The organism is Halalkalibaculum sp. DA3122 (genome assembly GCF_043951865.1).
Taxonomy (GTDB): domain Bacteria; phylum Bacteroidota; class Rhodothermia; order Balneolales; family Balneolaceae; genus JAMQKA01.
This window is the reverse complement of the sequence record NZ_JBINJF010000003.1, coordinates 172,239-197,163: the sequence shown is the minus strand read 5'-3', so window position 1 is coordinate 197,163 and position 24,925 is coordinate 172,239. Positions and strand designations below refer to the sequence as shown.

11 protein-coding genes are annotated in these 24,925 nt (G+C 49.0%); 8 read left to right on the top strand and 3 right to left on the bottom strand.

Annotated elements, in window-relative coordinates; genetic code table 11:
* Nucleotides 1-353: 353 nt before the first annotated feature.
* Nucleotides 354-1,256, bottom strand: a complete 903-nt coding sequence (locus tag ACG2F4_RS03590; protein ID WP_395258510.1) for an AraC family transcriptional regulator — start codon at nt 1,254-1,256, stop codon at nt 354-356.
* Between the two features lie 256 nt (nt 1,257-1,512).
* Here ACG2F4_RS03590 and ACG2F4_RS03585 point away from each other — a divergent pair, with 256 nt between their 5' ends.
* The 8 genes from ACG2F4_RS03585 to ACG2F4_RS03550 all read left to right on the top strand — a co-directional run bounded on the left by ACG2F4_RS03585 (nt 1,513) and on the right by ACG2F4_RS03550 (nt 18,436).
* Nucleotides 1,513-4,620 (top strand): SusC/RagA family TonB-linked outer membrane protein, encoded by a 3,108-nt coding sequence (locus tag ACG2F4_RS03585; protein ID WP_395258507.1) that lies wholly within the window; start codon nt 1,513-1,515, stop codon nt 4,618-4,620.
* A gap of 54 nt (nt 4,621-4,674) precedes the next feature.
* Nucleotides 4,675-6,243 (top strand): RagB/SusD family nutrient uptake outer membrane protein, encoded by a 1,569-nt coding sequence (locus ACG2F4_RS03580; RefSeq protein ID WP_395258505.1) that lies wholly within the window; start codon nt 4,675-4,677, stop codon nt 6,241-6,243.
* A gap of 497 nt (nt 6,244-6,740) precedes the next feature.
* Complete coding sequence (locus ACG2F4_RS03575) at nt 6,741-10,265, top strand: VCBS repeat-containing protein (RefSeq protein ID WP_395258502.1); 3,525 nt, start codon at nt 6,741-6,743, stop codon at nt 10,263-10,265.
* 20 nt (nt 10,266-10,285) lie between these two features.
* Entirely contained in the window at nt 10,286-11,218 is a 933-nt protein-coding gene (locus ACG2F4_RS03570; protein WP_395258499.1) for a DUF5107 domain-containing protein, read from the top strand.
* A 145-nt stretch (nt 11,219-11,363) separates the two neighbouring features.
* Nucleotides 11,364-14,111: a DUF1553 domain-containing protein gene (locus ACG2F4_RS03565; protein ID WP_395258497.1), complete on the top strand. Its 2,748-nt coding sequence runs from the start codon at nt 11,364-11,366 to the stop codon at nt 14,109-14,111.
* Nucleotides 14,112-14,123: 12 nt separating this feature from the next.
* Nucleotides 14,124-15,611: a DUF1501 domain-containing protein gene (locus tag ACG2F4_RS03560; protein ID WP_395258495.1), complete on the top strand. Its 1,488-nt coding sequence runs from the start codon at nt 14,124-14,126 to the stop codon at nt 15,609-15,611.
* A 108-nt stretch (nt 15,612-15,719) separates the two neighbouring features.
* Entirely contained in the window at nt 15,720-16,640 is a 921-nt protein-coding gene (locus tag ACG2F4_RS03555) for a sugar phosphate isomerase/epimerase family protein (RefSeq protein ID WP_395258492.1), read from the top strand.
* A gap of 359 nt (nt 16,641-16,999) precedes the next feature.
* Entirely contained in the window at nt 17,000-18,436 is a 1,437-nt protein-coding gene (locus ACG2F4_RS03550; protein ID WP_395258489.1) for a c-type cytochrome domain-containing protein, read from the top strand.
* 200 nt (nt 18,437-18,636) lie between these two features.
* On the opposite strand, the gene ACG2F4_RS03545 is transcribed toward ACG2F4_RS03550, so the two are convergent.
* On the bottom strand, nt 18,637-21,501 hold the full coding sequence (locus ACG2F4_RS03545) for a sugar-binding domain-containing protein (protein ID WP_395258486.1): 2,865 nt from the start codon (nt 21,499-21,501) through the stop codon (nt 18,637-18,639).
* A 51-nt stretch (nt 21,502-21,552) separates the two neighbouring features.
* Nucleotides 21,553-24,918: a DUF5107 domain-containing protein gene (locus tag ACG2F4_RS03540; protein WP_395258483.1), complete on the bottom strand. Its 3,366-nt coding sequence runs from the start codon at nt 24,916-24,918 to the stop codon at nt 21,553-21,555.
* Between the last annotated feature and the right edge of the window lie 7 nt (nt 24,919-24,925).

Genomic DNA, 24,925 nt, shown 5'->3' with positions numbered 1-24,925 from the left:
AATTACGACAGGATCTGCGGTTAACGGGTGCTCCCGGCGTTTGCCAAGGAATGAATTTAAGCAGGTGACGCCGGGCGGGAAAATCTCATGCTCATAATGAATTTATTTACAAGGCCATATCGAGATATCAGCTAGTCGGCCGGCAATAAGCTGCCAAGCAATATGGTAAAATGGCGGCAATCAAAAAAAATGTAATTTGCAGTTTGGTTACTGAAGGCCTTTCAAAACCCTCGACTCGTCGTTGTAGGCGGCTTGATCATATAACAATATGGACCGAGTTGAAACTATTTCGCACCCAATTTTAGTATCGCTGGTGAAGGTGTTGAACGTTCATCAAAGGCGATATATTTATACTAAAGTTCTTCCCGGTATTCCGTGGGCGAAAGCTCCATCAGCTTTTTGAAAAGCCTTGAAAAATAAAATGGATCATTAAATCCCAGTTCATAGCTGATCTCCTTGATGCTCATATTTGTAAAGCTCAGGTACTGGCATGCCTTCTGAATTTTCAGGTGATTAAAGTAATGGATCGGGGAGTAGCCTGTTTCCTCTTTGAACAGGGAGTAAAGATAGGAACTGGAATAGTTCAGGTGTTCTGCCAGCTCATCCACCGATATCGAGCGGTCGAGGTTTTCTTTCATGTAGTTGATGGCGTTGTCAACGATATTCGTTTCATTACTCTGGTGGCGTATCTCTGAGAAGAAATCGTTATAAACAAATGAGGCAAGGAGCTGCCAGAGGCTAATGTTGACATACTCTATGATTTCCCGGCTGTATCCACTTTCCAGTAACGATATGATCCCGTTAAAATACTTGATCCGCCGCTCCTCAAAAGGAATTTGTATAACTTGCGGGGCTTCCTCATCCGATGAATCCGCTAACGTATATTTGCTATAAAGCTGGGTTGCTGAACTACCTGAAAAATGGATCCAGTAAATACTCCAGGGATCGTCCTTCCGGGCTCCATATTTGTGTGCAGTGTTGCGGGGAATGATGAAGTAGGAGTTTGGAACCAGTTCATAGTGGTCTGTTTTTAGCTCAATCCAGCCATGGCCTTCCAGACAGTAAATAAGAATATACTCCTCTGAACCCGTTTCTCTTTTTCGGTAGTGGTGATCGGCATAGGGATAATATCCAATATCGGTGACATACATCTTGTTGATAATACGGTTCTCCTGGATTGCATTTCTCACATTTTGAGGAAGTACCACCATCTTTTGTCCGAGGAATCCCTCTCGTTTTCTTTCTTCTGGTATCATAGTATTGTCTATGCTTAACAAAATATTGTCCATTTACTAAAGCATAAATAGAATATACGTTGATGATGCTGATTTACAAGTAGTAGTTTTTTTAATCTTTTTATTAGCCAAGTAAAAAAACTATAAAAGTGTCTGGCAGGCAAATAAAGAATCAGCTTGTTCTTTATTTATAGCAGGGAGAATTAGGTTTGCCAGCCTGAAACTTGGTTCAGCAGTAATATTCAAAGTGACGGGATTAAAATAAAAAGGGATTGACATGATAAGATATCTATACAAAATGTGGAAAGTTCTCGCCTTGCTACCTCTGTTTCTGTGCCAATTCAGCTATGGTGCGTTAGCTCAAGGTACCGTTACCGGCAGTGTTGTTGATGCTAACAGTGGTGAAAATTTACCAGGAGTAAATGTAGTTGTAAAAGGTACTACCATTGGGACTTCAACAAATAGTGAGGGAAATTATGAGCTCAGTGTACCTTCTTTACAGGATACTCTGGCCTTTTCGTTTGTTGGTTACCAAACACTGGAAGTTCCCATTAATGGCCGCTCAGAACTCAATGTAGAACTGCAATCCGAAGCTGTTATTGGAGAAGAACTGCTGGTAGTTGGTTACGGGACCCAGCGTAAGAGTGATCTAACCGGTTCGGTGTCATCGCTTGGAGGTGAATCTATTGAAAACGTTCCGGTAACCTCTGTTGACAATGCCATAAAAGGTCGTGTTGCCGGGGTGTATGTCAAACAAACAAGCTCAGCCCCAGGCGGGGGTACATCTGTTCGGATTCGGGGAACCAACTCGTTGAATGCGGGATCAGAGCCCCTGTATGTCATAGATGGTTTTCCAATATATCCTGACAACAGTTCAGAGGGGACCGGGTCCGGGCGACCTCCCACAAATGTGCTGGCAACACTTAACCTTAACAACATTGAATCAATTGAAGTCCTTAAAGATGCCTCGGCAACTGCAATTTACGGTTCCAGGGGAGCGAGTGGAGTTGTAATTATTACCACCAAGAAAGGACAGGCCGGTGATACGCGTGTCACCTACAACGGCTCCCAGTCATTTCAAACTATTGCAAACAGTGTAGAGATGCTGCCTGCCGATGGATATGCCAGGTACCGCAACATCCTGGCCGAAAGCCAGGGTGGGGCTCCCCTTTATAGTCAGCAGGAGATCGAAAATATGGGCGCCGGTACCGACTGGCTTGACGAAATATCACGGACCGGCCTGGTGGCTGATCACCAGCTTTCGGTTTCCGGGGGAAATGAAAGTAATCGATATGCCATTGTAACCAGTTTGCATAACAATAAGGGAATTGTAAGAGATACCCAGTTTAAACGATATGGTTTGCGCCTGAACCTGGATAACGACCTGTTCAAGGATATCGTGACGTTGAACAGCAGCTGGTCATATACGCGCGGGGAATCCGAAAATGCGTTGACCAGCCAGGGACCGGGCGGCATTATCGTTTCAGCCCTGCAGCTCGATCCTACACCTGAAGTAAGAAATGAAAATGGAGCGTATAACTTCCCGCTCTATGATGACCGGTTCCCCATTAACCCGGTAGCGGAACTAGAGGATGGGGTGGACGAGGATCGCTATAATCGCTTTTTTGGTAACTCTTCTCTCACCGTCGATATCCTTGAAGGATTAAGCCTGACCTCAAGATTTGGTGCCAATATCGTTTTCAATGAGCGCGATACCTTTTTCCCGTTAACAACGAATATCGGTATTGATCAGAATGTCGTGCTCTCAAAGGGCCAGCGGAGCATTAACAATATTTTGAATGAGAATACCCTGTCATATACGAAACAGTTGACAGAAGATCATTCCATTGATGCGGTGGTAGGATATACCTGGCAGGAAGAAGTTAACCGCTTTTCAGAGGTAGAGAACAGGGATTTTCCAGCTGATAACTTTAAGAGCGTGAACCTGCAAAATGGTATTAATCCCCAGATACCGGTATCCAGCCGGCAGCAGTGGAACCTGCAATCGTTCCTGGCAAGGATTAATTACAATTTTAGTGATCGCTACCTGGCCACCTTCACGTTCCGCCGAGATGGTTCGTCCAAGTTTGGAGAGAATAATAAATGGGCCAACTTCCCATCGGTGGCGCTGGGTTGGCGTATCAACAATGAACCGTTTTTTGAGAACGCGGGCTTGGCTGATCTCTTCTCTAATTTTAAGGTCAGGGCCAGCTGGGGAGTCACAGGAAACTCAGAACTCCCTGTATACCAGTCCCTTTCAGGATTAACGACAGCAAACTATGTGATTGGCGGTCAGCTGGCCAGTGGATTGGTTGAAAATCGCATCCCGAATCCCAACCTCCGGTGGGAGGAGACGACCATGCGCAATATTGCACTGGATCTTGGGTTCCTGAATGGACGTCTTGATCTGACGTTTGAGTACTTTGATAATATCACCGATGACCTGTTGCTCAACGTTAACATTCCCTCCAGCACGGGTTTTGGTAGCATGCTCCAGAATACGGGTTCCATGGGGAATACCGGCTTTGAATTCTCTACGGATTACCTTGCTATCAGCCGGAGTGATCTCCGGTTGAACTTCTCCGGGAACATCTCCATTGTCGAAAATGAAATTACAGACCTGGGCGGAACCCAGCCCTTCTTTACCGGTTGCCCGGGCTGTGGACACCTCGGGGTGTTTGGCAGCTGGGTTTCAGAAGGATTGCCCGTCGGAGTTTGGAGAGGATTTGACTATGTCGGCATCTTCCAAAGCGAGGAGGAGATCCAGAACAGCGCTTCCTTATCCGGTGACTTGCCCGGCTACCCGCAATACCGTGACGTAAACGGCGACGGAAGAATTACGCCGGAAGGAGATATGGTTATTATCGGCGATCCCAATCCCGACTTTACATGGGGACTGAACTCTTCCCTGAACGTTAAACAGTTTGATTTAAGCATCTACGTCAGGGGAGTGCATGGCAACGAGGTGCGTAACCTGCAGCAGGCCGAGGCCGGTGATGGGATACAGAAGATCAACCAGATCAGTAACATTTTGGAGGATTCCTGGCGGCCTGACAATACGGATGCAAGCCGGCCAATTATTGATGCAAAGCGGGAGTTTGCCAACTACTTCAGAGACTCGGACTTCTTTATTGAGGATGGCAGCTACCTGCGTGTCCAAAACGTGACGCTGGGATATACCCTGCCCACCAGTCTCACTGGTCAAAATGTACTTCAGAGAGCGCGAATTTATGTTAGTGCGCAAAACCTGTTGACACTTACCGACTACTCCGGCTTTGATCCGGAAGTAAGCAGCGGCGGGCAGAGCAACTTCAATCGCGGCGACGATTACGATTCCTACCCGCGATCCCGTGTGTTTACGATTGGTTTGAATCTGAATTTCTAAAGGCTCCCTTCGGTGTCAGAAAAATATTTAAATAGATAATGAAGAGGTAAAATTATGAATTCTTTAGTGAATACACTTCGATTGAGTTTAGTGTTTACTGTTCTGTTGGCAGCGTCTCTCGTTGGCTGTGAAGAGGATCTTATTGAAAATCCCGACTTTATAAATCCCGACACGTTTTACCAGGATTCCGATGACCTGGTAAAAGGAGTGAATGGTGTGTATGACAACCTCGCGGAGGGCGGCCGGTGGTTCAACTTTTTTTACAATCGCTACGTGTTTGAGGAGCTGGTAGGGTACCAGGTTGGGTGGGAGAAAGGGCCACTTGATTTTCAGACCGGAAACGTGAGTCCCACTGATATTTATATCGAGGCATACTGGGACCTCTCCTATGAAGCGATAAACCGGGCCAATGGTGTGATTGAAGCGGCTCAAAACATGGAAAGTCCCAGCAATCCGGAGTTGAGGGATCGCATACTTGCGGAAGCCAGGTTTTTGCGTTCGTTCTACTACTTCAACCTGATTCGCTATTTCGACGATGTGCCCTTTACAACCGAGCGCACGACAGAACTGGAATTTGCCTCGAATGAAGATGGAAAACGCAAGGTGCTCGATATGATGTTCGAGGATCTGCAGTCTGCTGCAAACGTGCTGCCCAGTGAGTATACCGGGAGTGACGTTGGCCGGGCCACACGATGGGCGGCTAAAACGTTGTTGATGAAAGCTTATTTAATGGACGAGCAGTGGGACCAGGCCAGGCTGACAGCCGAAGACATTATGAGCAACAGTCCCCACTATCTTTTCGATGATTTTGCCTGGAATTTCGATACCGAGCACGAAAACACGGGCGAAAGGATATTTGAGGCCCAGGTTTCGGCCTCGGTGGACAGCGATGAGTTTACCAATCATCACGCACACTTTGTTCCGCCGGATCTGCCTACCGACATGGGCGGTGTGGGCTGGCACTGGCTGGATGGTACGAAGGCTTTCCGCATGAAATATGACGACAGCGATGAACGAATTCCGGGAACCTTTATCGAGTCATATCCTTCAACGCGGGTTGATGGAGCCACGGTACGCTGGAGTGAAGACGCCGATTTTAATTTAAGTCGCTTTGGCGGGGTTGTCAGCAATGATGCCGATCCCAACAACCCGGATGACCTGATATTCGGCAGCGGTTTTGTTGCCAAATGGGTTGAAATTGGAATCAGCAGTGAAAACAATACTGAAAAGAATGTGCCTTACCTGAGGTACGCCGATGTGCTGCTGGGCCATTCGGAAGCAGCCAATGAAAGTGGGAATGGAGATCCCTATTTTGGGATAAATATGGTGCGGGAGCGTGCCGGACTGCCAGAGCTTTCCGGGCTCAGCCAAGATGAGCTCAGGGACGCCATCGTGGACGAGTTCGTTCTGGAATTCGCATTCGAGCAGAAGACCTATCCTTTCCTGAAACGAATGAGCTCGCACGGCGGGAATAAAAAAGATTATCTCGGTGAGTATGTTAACGAGTTTATCAATACGTATGACGTCAACAGAACGCATGGTCAGCAAGACCATGTGCTACCCCTGCCACTTGATGAGGTGCAAAGCAATCCCAATGTAGAGCAGCACCCATTCTGGCAATAGAACCAACTTTCAGGCAGGGCAGGAGATGCAACCTGGTAAATAGTGGAATCTCCTCTTCGAATGGTGTTTCCATCTATTTTCATAATCCCTGAGCATATTCTTCTGCTCCTGCCTGTCCTTTACGTTGCTGTTTAAAAAGGTAATCGGTAATTAATGTTAGCCCGGTTTAAGGAATTGCTGAAAAGGAAGTTCGTTTGTTGAATTTGAGAATTCAGGAGGGTTCATTTTTTCAACGATGAAAAAATGAACCGCAACAATCGCCGGCTGGTGAAATTTTGTTGCGGTTGCTACACCTGCGCTAAAACCAGTTAACCCGATCCGCTGGAAAACGTAGATCTCAAAAAGAAATGGTTCCTTTAAGATCCGGTTTCGCTCACTTGCTCAACAAAAATTTCGAAAAGACGGTATATGGATTCTATATTAACTTCTGCTTATCCAGAGTTCGCGTTAATAGGGTTATTTGGATGAGAAAAGTGTTATAAGATCGGTTTCTTTAAATGCGGAAAAATTTCCTTCCCATTCTATTTCTACTGAGCAACCTATTATTGATAGGATGCCAGAAGTCTGACACATCCACCCAGCTTTTTCAGCGACTCTCACCCGAACAGACCGGCATCCATTTTTCCAACGATATTGAGGAAAACAGTTCGCTCAACATGTTTGAATTGTTCTACCTGTATAACGGCGGGGGAGTGGCCATTGGGGACATCAACAATGACTCCCTGCCAGACATATTTTTCTCTGGCAATATGGTTTCGAACCGGCTTTACCTGAATAAGGGAGATTTTAAATTCGAGGAGATAACGGAATCTGCCGGATTGCTGGATGAGGGCTGGTCTACGGGGGTAAATTTTGTCGATATAAACCATGACGGCTACCTGGATTTATATGTGTGCAGGTCGGGAAAGGCACCGCCCGAACAACGGAAAAACCGGCTGTACATCAACAACGGTGATCTGACATTCACGGAGAGGGCCGAAGAATTTGGTATCGCCGACACGGGCTATTCCACGCAATCGGCTTTCTTTGATTATGACAAGGATGGAGACCTGGACCTGTACCTGCTCAATCATTCCAACGAAGAGCTGCAGCCCAACCGAATTAAAGAACTCGTCACCGACGGATCGGGTACCGGGAACGACAGGCTGTATCAAAATAATGGTGATGGTACATTCCGTGATGTTACCAGCGAGGTGGGCATTGTCTACCCGGGGATGGGGCTTGGGCTGGGTATCAGCGACCTGGATAATGATGGCTGGGAAGATATTTATGTGGCCAACGATTTCCTGGCCAATGATTACCTGTACATCAACAACAAGGATGGCACATTCCGAGAGGTCGGTTCCGATGCCCTAAAGCATCACAGCCTGTCGAGCATGGGGAGTGATTTATCGGACCTGAATAACGATGGCTGGATCGATATCCTGGTGGTGGACATGCTTTCTCCCGGTTATGAGAAACGCAGGCGAATGTCGGACCCGATGAGCTACGCCTATTTTGAACGGTCGCTGGAAGCGGGGTATCATCCTCAATACCTGCGTAATATGCTGCAGCTTAATAATGGAACGACCCATGAAGGTACCCTTTCCTTTAGTGAGATCGGCCAATATGCAGGAGTTCAAGCGACCGGCTGGAGCTGGGCTCCTCTGGCTGCCGATTTTGATAATGACGGATATCGTGATCTGTGGATAACAAATGGATACCTGCGGGGCGTCGTCGATGAGGATCTGATTCGACAGCGCATCAACCTGGAGCGGAGGTACGGAAGGGAACGGGCTCGTGAGGAGATAAGCAAAGCCCTGCAAAATATTTATGACTACAAGCGAACAGACGCTCTTTACAGAAACAACGGGGATTTGACTTTCGAAGAAAAAAGTGGGACTTGGAAATCCGGGAATCCCACCTACTCGAACGGTGCAGCCTACGCCGATCTGAATAACGACGGGACCCTGGATATGGTGGTGAACCACATAAATGAAAAGGCGGGTATCTACCGGAATAACGGGGAAGGAAATAATTACTTAAGTGTGAAACTAGAAGGACCGGATAAAAACAGGTATGGACTAGGAACAGAGATTAAGCTCTACTGTGGCGATGCAGTTCAAACGGTAAAACATAACGTCAGCCGAGGGTACCAGTCATCGGTCGAATATCCTATCCATTTCGGACTGGGTAATTGCGAGAGCGTAGATTCCCTGCGTGTGATCTGGCCGGACGGGCATTCTGAAAGGCTGGAAAAAATTGTAGTGAACCAGCAGATTGCTGTGGATTATAACGATGCAAAGTCAGGGCCTGTTCCTTCTGAAAAATCAACACCCCCGCTCTTAACAGATGTAACGGAAGCGCTGAACCTGGATTATAAACACAACGAAATGTTTTATAACGATTTTGTACGGCAACCGCTGCTTCCTCACAAACACTCCCAGATGGGACCGGGACTTGCCACTGCTGATCTGAACGGCGATGGACTGGATGATTTCTATGTCACCGGTTCGTATGACCAAAGTGGTTCAGTTTTCATACAAAAAGCAGATGGCTCCTTTAGCCGGAAATTAATATCTGATGATGAGGCTTCCAGCACAAGCGAAGAGATGGCCCCGCTCTTTTTTGATGCCGATGGCGATGGAGACCGGGATCTTTACGTGACAAGCGGAAGCAACGAATTTTTTAAAGGTTCAAAATATTACCAGGATCGTCTCTACCTGAATGACGGGCAAGGAAACTTCACTCTTGCCAGGGATGCTTTGCCCGAAATACGGACCAGCGGTTCAACTGTCACTGCAGCTGATTATGACAGGGATGGAGACCTGGATCTTTTTGTCGGTGGTCGGTTGCAGCCGCTTGGAAAAACGCAGCCAACAGGGTATCCACTCCCTCCCAGGAGCCACATATTGAGAAATGACGGTGGGCATTTTACGGACGTAACAGGAAAGGTTGCCAGGGCGTTGGAGGGATTGGGAATGGTCACTTCGGCCCTTTGGACCGACTTTGACAATGATGGGTGGAGAGACCTGGTGCTTGTGGGAGAATTTATGGAAATAACATTTCTCAAGAACCGGGAAGGGAAATTTGAAGACGTTACCGACCAAACCGGACTTGAGCATACCTCCGGATGGTGGAACAGCATTGCCGGGGGCGATTTTGACCGTGACGGAGATATCGATTATGTGGCAGGTAACCTTGGGCTAAATACCAGGTTGGACGCATCGGTTTCTCAACCGGTAACCGTTTATGCCAAAGATTTTGACAGAAACCGGCGCCTGGATCCGATCATTACATACTACCTGAACGGAACGGAATACCCCATTTATAAACGGGATCAACTTCTCGAGCAAATTCCCTCTTTGCGTTCCAGGTTCCCAACCTATAAGGAATATGCCCAGACCCCTTTCAAGGAATTTTTCCCAGATGAAGGGCTGGAGGGCGCATTCGTGCGAAAGGCTACCCGCTTCGAGAGCAGCTACATTGAAAACCTGGGGAATGGAAAGTTTGACATCAAGCCGCTGCCTGCCAAAGTCCAGTGGGCGCCGTTATTCGGGTTGGAAGTCCGGGATATGAATGGAGACCAGTTCCTGGATGTTCTTGCCATCGGCAATTCATATGCCCCGGAGGTCATCACCGGTCGACTGGATGCCTCGGTTGGAACCCTGCTGGCAGGAGATGGAAATGGAGATTTTAAACCGATCTCTCACCGGAAAAGTGGTTTCTTTGTTGACGGAGATGGGAAAGGATTGATTACCCTGCAATCAGAAAACGGACAACTGATATACATTGCTTCCCAGAATAGTGATTCTCTTAAAGTCTTTGAAGCAGTCAATCCCACACCGGGTACTGTCCTAAAGCCACCCGCGTCTGCCTCACATTTGATGATCACCTATCAAGATGGCAGTACCGAAAAGAGAGAACTTTACTACGGTTCGGGGTACATGTCTCAATCAACCAGGAAGATCAATCTTCCTGAAAACGTGAAAAGTGTGACACTCTACAATTACGAGGGAGAACAGCAAACGTTAGACCAGTAGGAAAAGAAAAAAGAATATATTTGAATTTGCAGAAGCTTGAGAATGAGCATATCAAGATTATCCTGAACCCGGAAATGGGAGGCAAGATGGTGAGCCTGTTTAGTAAAAAGACCGGCACTGAATTTTTGTTGGACCCACCTTCAGAGCGTCCTGTACAACCTGATTATGGGGACCCCTTTGATCTGCGATTTGCCTATGGTTTTGACGAGTGTTTCCCCACCATCGAAGCCTGCCAAGTGCAAACTGAAAATGGATCGGTAGAGCTGCCCGATCACGGCGAGCTTTGGAGTCGTTCCTGGGAATACCATCAAAAAGATGAAGAATCGATTACATTATCGATTGAGGGCAAGAAGCTTAACTATTCACTGACAAAAGAGATAGCATTAAACGGTTCCAGTTTGAATATTACCTATTATCTTGAGAATAAATCTGATGGTACTCTCGAATATTTGTGGTCGGCCCATCCACTGCTTTTCGTAGAATCAAATGACCGGGTTTTACTGGGCAAGAGTGAAAAAGTGGTGGTTTACTGGTATACTGGGAAAGGGGTTGATTCAATAGAGGATGTTATCGACTGGCCGCCTAAAGTTGGAAATGCAGATGCCATTGATCTATCCAGGGTTCAAAGTATTGAAGCTAATGTTGCTGTGAAGCTGTTTTCTACCGAGTCAAATATCGGCCAGGCCGGGCTTTACAAGAGTAAAGCGGATGAAACCCTGGTTTTTAGCTTTGATAAAAGAAAATTACCATATCTCGGGATATGGCTCTGCTACGGGGGCTGGCCTGAGGATGGGGAAGAACGAAGCTGTACGGTTTCGCTGGAACCAACAACGGCCCAAACGGATTCTTTATCCGAAGCGATAAAAACCGGGGAAGCGGCAAAAATAAAAAATAACGTGATTCATCAGTGGGAAATAGAGTGTACCCTGGTCCGCGGAAGGGCAAAAATTTAACATTATTCAGGGACAATATGATGCGAGATTACATATTGTAGAAGAAAAGTCCATCTCAATGGTAGGATAATCTATTTATGATATGTTTATTATTTATAAAATTAAGGGATAGTTGGGATTTATAGATAATTAAGGTGATTACAACATGGTAGGGATCTTTTCAGACAAGAAATACGGGATATACCTGTTATCCGGAATTGTACTTCTTTTTTGTGGGGTGTATGTCCTATACCCGCACGAGGAGCCGGCAGACTATAACCGGGATATTAAGCCGATTTTGAATAAAAACTGCATCGCCTGCCACGGCGGGGTGAAGAAATCGGGTGGATTCAGCCTGCTGTTCCAGGAGGAGGCTTTCAGCCCGAATGAGTCTGGCAAAGCTGCCATTGTCCCCGGAAGTCCCGAAGAAAGCGAGATGATCCGCCGCATTACACATCCCGACCCGGATGAGCGGATGCCGCCTGAAGGGGACCCCCTGCCGGAAGAAAAAGTTGAATTGTTGACCCGGTGGATCGAGCAGGGCGCCGACTGGGGCGAACACTGGTCTTATCAGAAACCGCAGCCGGTAACGCCGCCTGAAGTAGACTCCGATTGGGTCGAAAATGATATTGATCGTTTTATACTCCGAAAACTGGAGGAGCGTGAGCTGGAACCATCTCCACGAGCGGCTAAAGAAACTCTGTTGCGCCGGGTGACGCTGGATTTGACCGGGCTTCCGCCTACCCAACAGGAGCTTAAAAACTTTTTAAATGATAACAGTCCGGGCGCATACGAGAAGGTGGTGGACCGCCTGCTGGACTCCCCGCGATATGGAGAGCGGTGGGCGGCCATGTGGATGGACCTGGCCCGCTACGCCGACTCCAAGGGCTATGAAAAGGATGGGCACCGCAGTATCTGGCAGTACCGCGACTGGCTGATCAAAGCCTTTAACGAGGACAAGCCGTTTGACGAGTTTACCATCGAGCAGCTGGCCGGCGATCTGCTGCCCAATCCCACAGATCAGCAGCTGATAGCAACCGCATTTCATCGCAATACCATGAATAATGACGAAGGGGGTACCAACGACGAAGAGTTTCGGGTGGCAGCCGTGATCGACCGGGTGAATACCACCTGGAATGTATGGCAGGGGACCACGATGGAATGCGTGCAGTGCCATGCGCATCCCTATGACCCGATTCGGCATGAGGATTTTTTTAAGTCATACGCATATTTCAACAACACTGCGGATGAGGATGTGCCCAGCGAAGCCCCGAATCTTAAAACATTTAAAAAGGAAGAGGACCAGCAGCGCCTGGATGAGATTACTCAATGGATTCGACAGCAGACTGCCGATCCACAGGAATCATCAAGAACACAGGATTTTACCAAGTTGGTTCGACTTACGGAACCGAAGATCCACGCCCACTCATTTGACCAGATCAAGAAAGGGACAATTACTTCCACCAACAGTTACCTGGCCGTGGAGCACGGTGGTCATGCTCGCATCAAAGATGTAGACCTGACCGGGAAAGACCGCATGTTTATCAGTTACCGGACCAACAGAACCAGTGGCGTGGTGGAGATACGAAAAGAGGATCCTGCAGGTGAGATGATCGGCCGCTGGGATATCGAGGAGGATGACGGGCCGCGTAGTTTTGATATCACCTCCATCCCCATAACTCCCCAAGAGGGGGTGACCGATCTCTATTTTGTGTTCAAGGATCCCGGCAATGAAGGATATGTGAATACAATTGAGTGGGTCCTCTTTCACCGGTCGCTTCCGGGCAAAGGTAAACCCGGATACGAAAAGACACGCGAGAAATTTTATACATTGCTAAATACCGATGAGGTCATCGAAACGCCGGTTATGGTAGAGCTGAAAGGCAACTACAAGCGCACTACCCGGATATTTGAACGGGGTAACTGGATGGTGCACGGAGACACCGTGAAGCCGGGCGTGCCCGAGGTATTGAACCCGATGCCGGAGGAATATCCCGAAAATCGCCTGGGACTGGCCCGATGGCTGGTGAGCAAGGAGAACCCCCTCACGGCGCGCGTGACGGTGAACCGCCTGTGGGCCGAATTGTTTGGAACCGGAATCGTGGAAACTATGTCTGACTTTGGATCGCAGGGGTACCTGCCCTCGCATCCTGAGCTGCTTGACTGGCTGGCGCTACAGTTTATGAACCAGCACGAGTGGAGCGTGAAAAAGCAGCTGAAACAGATTGTAATGTCATCTGCGTACCGCCAGGCCTCGAATGTCACTCCTGAGCTGCAGGAGCTTGATCCCAACAACCGCTTGTTGGCCCGCGGCCCGCGTGTGCGCCTGACCGCCGAACAGGTTCGTGACCAGGCGTTGGCAGTGGCTGGCTTGTTGAGCGACAAAATGTATGGTCCAAGCGTCATGCCGCCGCAGCCGGATGGACTCTGGCAGGTGGTCTACAGCGGGCTGGAATGGAAAACAAGCGAAGGAGAAGATAGGTACCGGCGTGCCTTATATACCTACTGGCGACGAACCAATCCGTATCCTTCCATGATCGCTTTTGATGCCCCCAGCCGGGAGGTCTGTGTAGCACAGCGGGTCAATACGAATACGCCACTGCAGGCACTGGTCACGTTGAACGACCCGGTATATGTGGAAGCTGCCCGGGGACTGGCGGAGCGGATACTTGAGAAAGCTCCTGTGAATACCGAGCAGCAGTTGAAGACCGGTTACCACCTGGCGATGCTTCAGGATATCGGAACGGGCAAGCTGAAAGAGCTAAAAAATCTGTATCGTGATACCAAAGCCCATTTTGAGCAGAATCCCCAGGCTGCGGAGGAGTTAACCGGGAAAAAAGACCTGGAACTGGCAACCTTGACAATTGTGTCAAGCGCCATCATGAACCTGGATGAATTTATTACTAAATCATAAACGGACAGTAGCATGGACATTTTCGAGGAACTACGCCACCGGAAGCTGGAGTCTCAAACCCGACGTCATTTTCTTAAAAAGTGCTCACTGGGACTGGGAGGATTGGCCTTTGCAGCCATGACCGGGTGCAACCCGTTCTCATCTTCAGATGACAAGAATGCTCAAACTATGGGCAGAGGGCATCCACTGGACCCGAAACCTCCCCATTTTGCCCCCAAAGCCAAGCGGATTATTTACCTCCATATGGCCGGCGCACCTTCGCAGCTGGAGCTATTCGATTACAAGCCCGAGCTCCAGAAGCTGCACGGCAAAGATTGTCCCCAGTCACTGCTGGAAGGAAAAGAGTTTGCGTTTATCGAGGGGGTCCCGAAGATGATGGGACCGCAGGCCAATTTTAAAAAGCGCGGGGAGTCGGGGACCATGGTTTCCGATCTACTGCCTCATTTTTCCACCATTGTGGATGATGTTGCAATTATCAAATCGATGCACACCGATGAGTTTAACCACGCTCCGGCCCAGCTGCTCATGTTGACCGGCGGTCCCCGTTTGGGACGTCCCAGCATGGGGTCGTGGGTCACCTACGGGCTGGGCAGCGAAAATGACAATTTGCCTGGATTTATGGTATTGGTTTCCGGCGGAAAAACCCCGAGTGCCGGCAAAAGTGCCTGGGGCAGCGGTTTTCTGCCTTCCGTCTACCAGGGCGTGCAGTGCCGCTCCAAGGGAGATCCGGTGCTCTACGTCTCCAACCCGGATGGTATCGACCGCAATCTTCGAAGAAAGGCGATCAAGGCGATCAATGAGATCAACCGCAGGGAACATGAGCAGGTTGGAGACCCGGAGATACTGACCCGTATCTCGCAGTATGAGATGGCGTTTCGCATGCAGACGTCGGTACCTGACGTGATGGATATCTCCGATGAACCGGATTATATCCACGAGATGTACGGTACCGAGCCGGGCAAAACCTCTTTTGCCAACAACTGCCTGCTGGCGCGGCGCCTGGTGGAAAAGGACGTACGATTTGTACAACTGTTCGATTGGGGATGGGACTCCCACGGGACAAACGAGGAGACCGGTATCGATGCCGGTTTCCGGGATAAGTGCAGGCAGGTGGATCAGCCGATGACGGCACTAATTAAGGATTTGAAGCAGCGTGGGCTCCTGGAAGAGACGCTGGTAGTTTGGGGCGGCGAATTCGGGCGCACCCCGATGCAGGAGAACCGGGACGGGCAGGAGATGCCGTTTATGGGCCGCGATCATCACACCGAGGCGTTTAGCGTTTGGATGGCGGGTGGCGGCGTCAAAGGGGGAGTAACCTATGGCGAGACCGACGAAATCGGCTATGCAGGAATTAAGGATCGCGTGCATATCCATGACCTGCAGGCCACCATTCTTCACCAGATGGGACTGAATCACGAGGAGCTGACCTATTTCCACCAAGGTCGGGATTTCCGCCTTACGGACGTGCACGGGCATGTGGTGAAAGATATTCTGGCGTAATAAAGTGAGAAGTGAAAGGGTAGACGGCAAATGAGGATTTTCGCTTATTCCGGTTCTTCTCAAAAATGAGTTCATAGTTTTTTGAACATCAGCTACCAATAATATAGTATGCCATTAGACCGAAGAACGTTTATCTCAAATTTAGCGCTGGGCAGTGGCGGGATGCTGGTCGGCGGGACCAGTAAAAAGACAGAGAACAGGCCCGGATTCGCCATCCCCGATGATTTTAATATTATCTATTTGGCCACGCGGTGGGGCTACCCGGGTACACTGGAGGAGTTTTGCCAGGCGGTTCAACAAGCCGGCTACGATGGGATTGAGGTGTGGCTGCCCGGCAGCAGAAAAGAGCAACGTGAGTTGGTTCAGGTAACCAGTAATTATGATCTGAAGATCGGCCTGCTCGTCGGTTCCGGAAGCAACGATTTTGAAGAACATTTTACCGAGTTCAAGCAAAATATTGATCGCGCTGTCGAGATGGAACCGTTGCTCATCAACTGTCACTCGGGGCGCGACTTTTTTAGCTTTGAACAAAACCGGAAGATTGTCGATTACACTGTGCAACTGCAGGAGTCGAGCGGAATCGGGATATCGCATGAAACGCATCGTTCGCGCATGCTTTTTGCGGCCCACATCACGCAGCAGTTTATTGAGCAGATTCCCGGCCTGCGCCTGACGCTGGACATTTCACACTGGTGCAATGTACATGAGTCGTTGTTGGCCAATCAGCCTGAGGCTGTAGAACTGGCGTTGGAGCGCACCGATCACGTGCATTCAAGAGTTGGACACCCGGAAGGCCCTCAAGTTTCAGATCCGCGTGCCCCCGAATGGGAGCAGGCCCTGGAAGCTCACTTTGGTTGGTGGGATGCCGTCGTAAAGCAAAAGGTTGAGGAGGGCAGGGGACTAACGATGACCCCCGAGTTCGGTCCTCCGACCTACATGCCAGCTGTTCCCTATACCGGGCAACCACTCGGAAACCAGTGGGAGATCAACACGCATATGTTGAATCTGTGGAAGGAGCGGTATAGTTAGCTCGTATTTCTCACAAAAATTCTGCGGTTTGTTATTGTAGTATGTTGTCAATGGTGAAAATTTGTGAGCTAGGAGTCTGTCGGGCTTAGGGAATTGTAACGAGAATCAGCCAAATTCGGATGGTTCGCAGTAGATTAGGCTAAGTCCGACAGACTCCTAGTACTTAGTATCAGAAAAAGTGCAGTTAAAAATTGTTGATTTTGATCATCATTAAGTCTCTGTTGTGCCCTTCGAAGGGGGGGGCAGGGGGATGACCTGACAAAATGAGCGAATAGCCACCATTAGATAATTTCGCTTACTTTCGAAATTGAGTACTAGTATTACCTACGATATTGAAGATGAATATTTTAGAATAGCACATGGAGCAAGAAGTTTCTGACATTGTACTTTTTTTAGGCCGTTTTCACCCACTGGTTCTTCACCTGCCGATCGGCTTCCTGGTAATGGCGTTTATCCTTGAGATTGCTTCCCGGTTCAAGCGATTTGAGAAAGTTGGATCGGCGGCTGGGTTTGTACTTCTGCTGGGAGCGGCATCGGCTGCGCTGGCTGCTGTTCTTGGGTATTTGCTGGCCCAGGCCGGCGGATATAATGAAGAGATGCTGGCTATTCACCAGTGGTCGGGGATTGGGGTGGCTGTGGCTTCGGGTTGCGCATATTTATTAAAGTGGCAGCATGATCGAAACCCTTCTCAGGTTGTAGATAGGGCATATTTGTCATTACTGTCGATAATGATGCTGACATTAGCGGTGGCTGGCCATTACGGCGGCTCCCTGACCCACGGAAGTGACTACCTGACCCAATACATGCCAAATGGTTTGCGGACAGTGGCCGGACTGCCCCCCAAGGAGGAAAAAGGGTTTAAAGAGATCACCAATATCCAGGAAGCACAGATCTATAGTGACATTGTCGATCCCATCCTGGAAACGCGCTGTACCTCTTGTCATAACGAAACGAAGAGCAAGGGAGAACTTCAGATGCACACTCGGGAGCTGCTACTGAAAGGGGGAGAAAGCGGCCCGGCTTTTGTAGAAGGGAATGCCGGGGAAAGTGAGATGATACGACGGATTTTCCTGCCGGAAACCCACGATGACCATATGCCGCCGGAGGGGAAACGACCTCTTACGGATGCTCATAAAGAGTTGCTGGAATGGTGGGTGAGCAGCGGAGCCCCGTTTGATAAAAAAGTGGCCGAAGTGGAGGTCTCGGAGGAGGTCCAGTCGGCACTGAATACGCTGGTAGATCCACAGGCCGATATGAGTCCCGCTGAAAAGCTGCTCGCTTCCGAGGTGGCACCGGCAAATGCGCAGGTGCTTGTTGATCTCGAGAAGCAGGGTATAGATATTCGTCCGGTAGCCACCGGGAGCAATTGGCTGCAGGTTGATGTTCCGCGAAATAGATCTGTTGACTCTTTGATGAGTGGGTTGCGAGAAGTGTCAACTCAAATCACCTGGCTTGACCTGGGAGATTCTATCATCTCCGATACGGCCCTTGTCGACATCGGGAATTTTACGAACTTGACACGACTTCATCTGCCAAATACAGGCGTTACTGACAAAGGACTTACCCATCTTACCGGTCTTTCGAACCTGGAACTTCTGAATTTATATGGTACTGAAGTGACTGATGAAGGTATTCAGCAGTTGAAAAAGTTGCCGCATTTACGAAAGTTTTTTGTGTGGCAGACTGGTGTAACCCCGGAAGGGGCCCAGGAACTGGAAAACGCACTACCCGGACTGGAGGTCAACCTGGGATTACGTGATACCACAGGCGTAGCGACGGCGGAGGTTGATAAATAAAGAATTGCAAAAGAGAACAAGGTGACCGGTCGTCTGAGAAACAGCACCCATAGAAGAGCTCATTTTGACTGCATGAAGTTATCTATTTGACTCAAAGTCCTGAGGAGAGAGAGGGTAGTTTTTAGCCAATCACACTCCCGGATAAATAAACTGAACGCCAAGCTACCGGCAAGGAAATCTTGGCGTTCAGCAGAAATGATTTACTCGTACAGCTCTTCAATCAGGCTGAGGTTGACCGGTGTATCCGGATTGAAATCACTGCTATCCATATACCCAAGCAAACTGTGGTATAACTGTCGGGCAGCCGGCCGCTGGGCAAGTTTATTTTCAAAATCGATGGAGGTGACGACCAGTTTCCCTTTACCAACCTTTGCCTCAAAAAGAAGTCCCAGTTTCCTGGCCTCAAACCACGTGTCAATCATCTGTATCTTTGGCGTGAGGTCGGCCGGGAAGTCGTTTAACACCATCGGGTGCACGTCATGCACGATATCCCACCACTGCCAGTTCGTGTGGTATTCCGTCGGGAAATCCTTAAAAAGCGGATCAGTCGGTTCAACCAGCACGCCCATGGTATGGGGAGCCTGTCCCAGAGTCCACGCTGTATTCCAGAAGACGGTGGAGAACCCACCTACTACCTCTTTGCCCTTGCCCTCTTTCAATTTCCCATTGATCTGCAGGAGTACCTTCGCCCCTTCTTGTAGCTTACGTTCAATAGCCGGGGTCAGGGTTTTTGTGACAATGATGTCCGACGATGGTTCCGTATCCACACTTTCCGGGAACACCCAGAAGTCCCAGTCGTTTTCACCCAAGTTTCCGACAGTCACATTCAGGTTCAGCTTTTGGGGTTCGTCAAACGAAGACAGGTCTAGTGACGCGGTTCCGGCTTCAATATTGTTTCCAATGGGAAGATCCCGCACTGTTTCACCGGAAGCCAATATCCGGTTTTGATTGTTGGTGATTTTCCAGCGAACCGGGATACCATCTGCTTCATGTTCAGCGAAGTGGGCGATCTCGAGCTCAGCCCTGAAGGTTTCGGTATTGGATAAAATTCGTTTCTCCATAACTGCCACGGGAACCGTCCGAGAGCTGAACCGGCTGAATTCTTCCGAATTGATGTAGGGTTTGCTGTCCCAAAAAGGATCTAAGATGCCGACGAGTGCGGTTCCCTGACCCGGGAAATCATGCAGATCCAGCATCTGGTAGCCGGCATAACCCGGAGTGCGAAGTGCGGCCTCGATATCGGCTTTGTAGCAAAGCGCCTGCAGTTTGCCGGAGGCCATCAGGAAATCATGTGCCTGGTGCAGCATGTGGTTTTGTTCGAGGAAATCCCGGAATATCTCAAAGTTGTGAGGGTACAGCACGCCGGTATACTTCGACATCTCGTTGAAATTCGGGTACACCGTCCACTGCCCGATTTCATGCCCGATGACCGGGATCTCATATCCAGCGATATCTTCCTCGAAATTCCAGTCCGTGCTCGGGGACGTACCGTTGATCACGCTATTGAGTTCTTCGCCCCACTGCTGGATTCTCGGGTCGGGCAGATCGTGGAATTCATTCTCATCTATCGCCGGCCACCCGGCCCCACTGGTGTACACGCGGCGGTTGTCTTTTTGCTTCCACATTGAGACAAAATCAGCCAGGTACGCTTCATAATTATCGCCACCCGGCTCGTTGCCATGTGCAAACATGACGAAGGAGGGATGGTTGCCATATTCTTTCATGATGCGTTTACTTTCATCAATCACAAACTGGTCGACCGGCTTGCCGTCGCCCAGGGTGGCCCCTTGATTAACCCAGACGGAAGCTTCCACGTGAAGGTAAATACCGAGCTCGTCTGCAGCCTCAAAAGCAGCCTTCGGAGGACACCAGGAGTGAAAGCGGATGTGGTTCAGCCCGTGCTGTTTTGCTACCTCAAAATGGTGGGCCCACTCTTTTTTTGATGTGGCGGGATAGCCTGTCTCAGGGAAGATAGCCGATTCCAGGGTGCCTCGCAGGAATATGGGGCGCCCATTAATGTGGAATCGCGTGCCCTCCACAGTGAAGTCACGCATACCGAAGTCAGTGGAATAGGAGTCACTGTATGACGATCCACTTTTTAGATCAACTTCCAGGGTATAGAATTGCGGATTAAATTCATCCCACAACAGCGGATCATCCCCCATCGCGTAGGTTAGTTCAACGACACCGGATTCAGATACAGTGAACGATTTTTGGGCAGGAGGGAGAGCCTGTTCTTTATCAGTATTTTTTGACCTGGCCTGCAGCTGCAGGCCTCCCGATTGTGGGCTGCCGGTAGTATTGTTTATGTGTACCTGGACACGGGCCTGCTTATTCTCAACATCAGGATAAACCTGTACGTCAGAAATAAACACCGGGTCGGATGCCTTCAGCAGGAGATCACCTACCAAGCCGTTCCAGTTCGACTGTGTATGCTCGGTGATGCTGTGAGAGTTCAGTCCGATATCATATAGTATTCTATTGTCAACCCTGATCGACAAGGTGTGCGTGCCGGGTGAGAGTACCTCCGAAAGGTCGTAGCGGTGGGGAATAGCAAGGCTGCTGTCGGCGCCCATATTATTACCATCCACAAATACCATGCTCCCCCAGTGAGGGCGTTCAAGCTCAAGTGTTATTTGCTTGTTGTCCCAGTTTTCAGGAATGGTAACTTCTTTCTGAAACCATGTAACTCCCTGGTAATGGGTGTCAGAGGTTAGCCAGTACGGAAACTTAAAATTATCGTCCGTCCGGTAAGGAGCATATTTATCCAGCTCAAAAAACTGTTCATATCTCGTAGCAACCCATTCCGTTTCTGTCGATATTTTCTCCCCTAAATCGTACTCTTGTATCGATCCGGGCAGTAAAATGGATTGGGAATCTGAGAAACGCTCATCATACCACTGCTGCTGCAATCCGATATCATTCTTGTCAAGCTTTAGTTTCCATTGTCCGGCAAGTGAAATATTATCCTGGGCGAACAAGCCACTGCCGATGGGGAGAAGTACTAAAACTGCTGCTATGCCTAAACGTACAAGCCTTTCGAAGCGTGGAACAGGATGTTTCATAATCATGGCATTTAAGTGTTTATTGAGTGTTGTTAACTAAAAGTGGACCGTTCATGAAATATTTGAAGTCAGTTGCTCCCTGAACCGGGTGATGAGTTTTAAGTGTGTTTGAGCTCCAAAGTGCATCGCCTCCTTCTGCAGGATGTCTTCCAGCAGAGTTTCTGCTTTTGAAAACGCTCCCAGTCCCAGCCGACCTAATGCAATCATAAAATTACTGTGAATCCTATTCCTGAGAGCCAGGTCATCGTCAAAGATCAACAGGTTGGGCAACGATACGGCGAAGTAGTCGATGCTCACCTCTTCGTTAATTTGCTCTTCTCCGTAATCCACAAGCTGTTGGAAAATTTCGCTGGCTTTCCCCGGCTGATCCAGCTGTTGCCAGGCCAGTCCTTGGTAAAAAATCATTTCGGGCGGCTGGTCATTATAGAATATTGCAGGACTCGGCTGGTAATCTCCCTCCGTGGCCTTGGTAAACTGTTCCCGGGCCGTATCATGATCCCCAAGTGCATTGTACGCCATACCCATCCAGTAAAAAATGTCATTTTCCCGGGTGCCGTATAGCTTGCCTTCTCCCAGGTTGGGGGGATAGGTCTGGGCGTTCTCCAGTTTTTCAATGGCCTCTTGATATGCCCCATTTTTAATATCGATTTTGGCCAATTCGGTCAAACTGTAGACATACTGGCCGGATACTTTTCCTTCGCCGCCCTCCCAGGGATGGAATTTTCGATCCATAATAAGGTCATACGCTTTTTGATGGTCCCCGAGGAAATTGTAGAGTGCCGCCCGTTCCAGGTACACATCATCCCGGAAATCAACCAGCTCCATATGCTCTTCCAGGAACTTCAGTCGATCTTGCGGATCTTTGTTGGTGCGCTTATACAGCTGATCCAGCTCCATGAATACCCGGGCGTCCGACTCATCAAGAGAAAAGGCTTTTTCAAAACTACGGATCGCTTTTTGGGCGTCATCCTGTTTATTAAAGTACCCAATACCGAGATTGCGGTGCACGGTGGGGAACGCCTCGTCCCGTTTCCGTGAAGTCTCCCAGTAATTGACTGCCAGTTCATGCTGGCGCTTGTCATAAAACAGGCATCCAAGGTAATATGGAGCTTTCGCGTCCTTATTGTTACGCTTCGCGGCATCACGCAGTACGGGAATGGCTTCCAGGCGATTGGGGAAGCAGTATGCGGGATTTGCCTGTGCAGCCTTTTGGTAGAACTGAAGTCCTTCCTCATCTTTCCCCGTTTGTAGGTGAAACCATCCCAGGTAGTACAAGACCATGGGATACGTTTCCAGCTCCTCCTCTTCGATGGCGTTTTTCAAAAGGCCCATAGCCTCATCAAATAATCCCGCGGATGCGTAATCCAGGGCATACGTAATTAAATTTTGTTCATACTCCCGGGAGAGCTCTAATAACGTATCCAGTGCTGCATCCGCTTTTTCATCTTCGCCCCATTTTTCCCAGGTCAAATGTCGTTCATAATAGGCCGAAAGGTTAAACCGGTCGCGCTTAATGGCAGTATTAATTGTTTCAAGCGCCTCTTCATAGTGCTCCATTTTTCGAAGAACTGCTGCCTTCAGGGTCCATCCCTTACCATTTCGGGCATTCCGGTCCAGCGACCAGTTGATATGCTCGAGGGCTTGCTCAAAGTTTCCGCGGGCCACATCGATCTCGGCCAGAGCAAAATATGCGTTGTCCTGCCACTCACTATTCCATGCGGACTTGTAAAAAGCTGAATAAGCTTCTTCAATGCGTCCCTGGTATGTTAGGCTGACTCCAAGGTTGTAATATGGTTCACCCTGGTAGGGGTTGGGGTTGCGCTCCGTAAGCGTTTGAATCGCTTTTCTAAGATATTTTTCAGCTTTCTCAAAACGTCCCTGCCGCAGGTACCACTTACCAAGAGCATTGTTGTTTCGTATGTCCGACGGATCTCGGCGAAGAGCTTCTTTGTAGTAGGGCTCTGGTCGGTACGTGGCGTGCCGGTACTGTTCCAGGTGTAAACCGGTCAGGTAGAGTTGTTCATTTGTTTCAATTTCTTTTGGATCTTTAGCCGGTTTGGCCGGTTCCGGGATCTCATTTTCCTTATTTCCTGCCGGCTCATACTGTATCAGCTCGTCTCCATTTGAGTTCTCAACCGACAGGAGATAGTTGTTATCTTTAATAGGGTGGTCAAATTCTGCAGTCCTGCAATACACAGCTTCCGGTGAAAGGTCAGCCTGATCCTGAAATGCGATCTGGCTGTCTACCCGTAATGTGACCTGGAGATTGGTTTGTTTGCTCGTGGCGTATAGTTGGATTTTGGCGCTGTGCTCATCGACCGGTTCAATATTTAGAAGCAGATCTTTGGTCGCATTTTTTACCACCCCGAGCTCCCGGTAGGGCAGGAAGTACTGGGAGAATGCTTTTTCCTCCAGGGGCATAAGCCAGGCAAAGTCGGGCTGATTGTCGGTATATACGCCGGTCATCAGTTCAATATAGGGTCCGTCTTCATCCGTTAAGTTGCGATCCCAGGCCTTGCCGAAGTTGCCATTACCCCAGGTCCACTGCTTTTTGCCGGGTGAGATGTGGTGATTAGCTACGTGCAGAAGTCCCGCCTCGGAGTCGTGTTCATATCCGCCTACAAAGTCATAATCCGACTGAATGGCCATGTAGGAGGTGGGTACCGGCAGGTTTTTATACTTCGAAATGTCGGTTCCCGGGGAATAGTCCACTTTATAGTAGGTTCCTTTGGCAATAGGGAAGGTGGCAACATCCCGCTTGCCGTGATCAAAAACGGCGTTTACATCCGGCGGAAATACCGATTGGTAGTGCTCATTCACACTCACGGCGGGATTGGCCCACCATAGAAAAGTCTGTGGGAGTTTGGTCCTATTATATAGCTGAACATTAATTTCCAGGTACGCTTTGTCAGGGTACAAGGTGAATCCAGCCATTCCCTTGGTGTGGAACATCAACTCAATTTCGTTGGTCCAGGCGGTGACTGAGCCATCATTATTTTCCTCGATTTTATGGTCAATCGGTTGAAAGGTACTTGGACGGTGATGCTGGGGCCAGTTGAACTCAATACCGCCCGATATCCATGGGCCCAACAGTCCAACGAGTGCCGGTTTGATGACTTGGTTGTGATACACGAAATGACGCTCTTTTATCTTGTCGTAGGCCATCTGTACACGTCCGCCAATCTCTGGCAGAATTAAGACTTTCAGGTACCTGTTTTCCAGGAAAAGGCCGGTATAGGTCTTTTCAATTTTTTCGTCGTAGATCTTTTCAATAATGGGATTGGGATATACTACGCCACTGCTGCCCTGGTAGACCCGTTTTTCAAAGAACATGGGGTTGTGTTCAGGTTCTCCCACAGGATAGGTGGGAATTGTAATTGTTTCTTCCCAGACGTCTACCGGGTTCTGATTTTCCATGACAAAT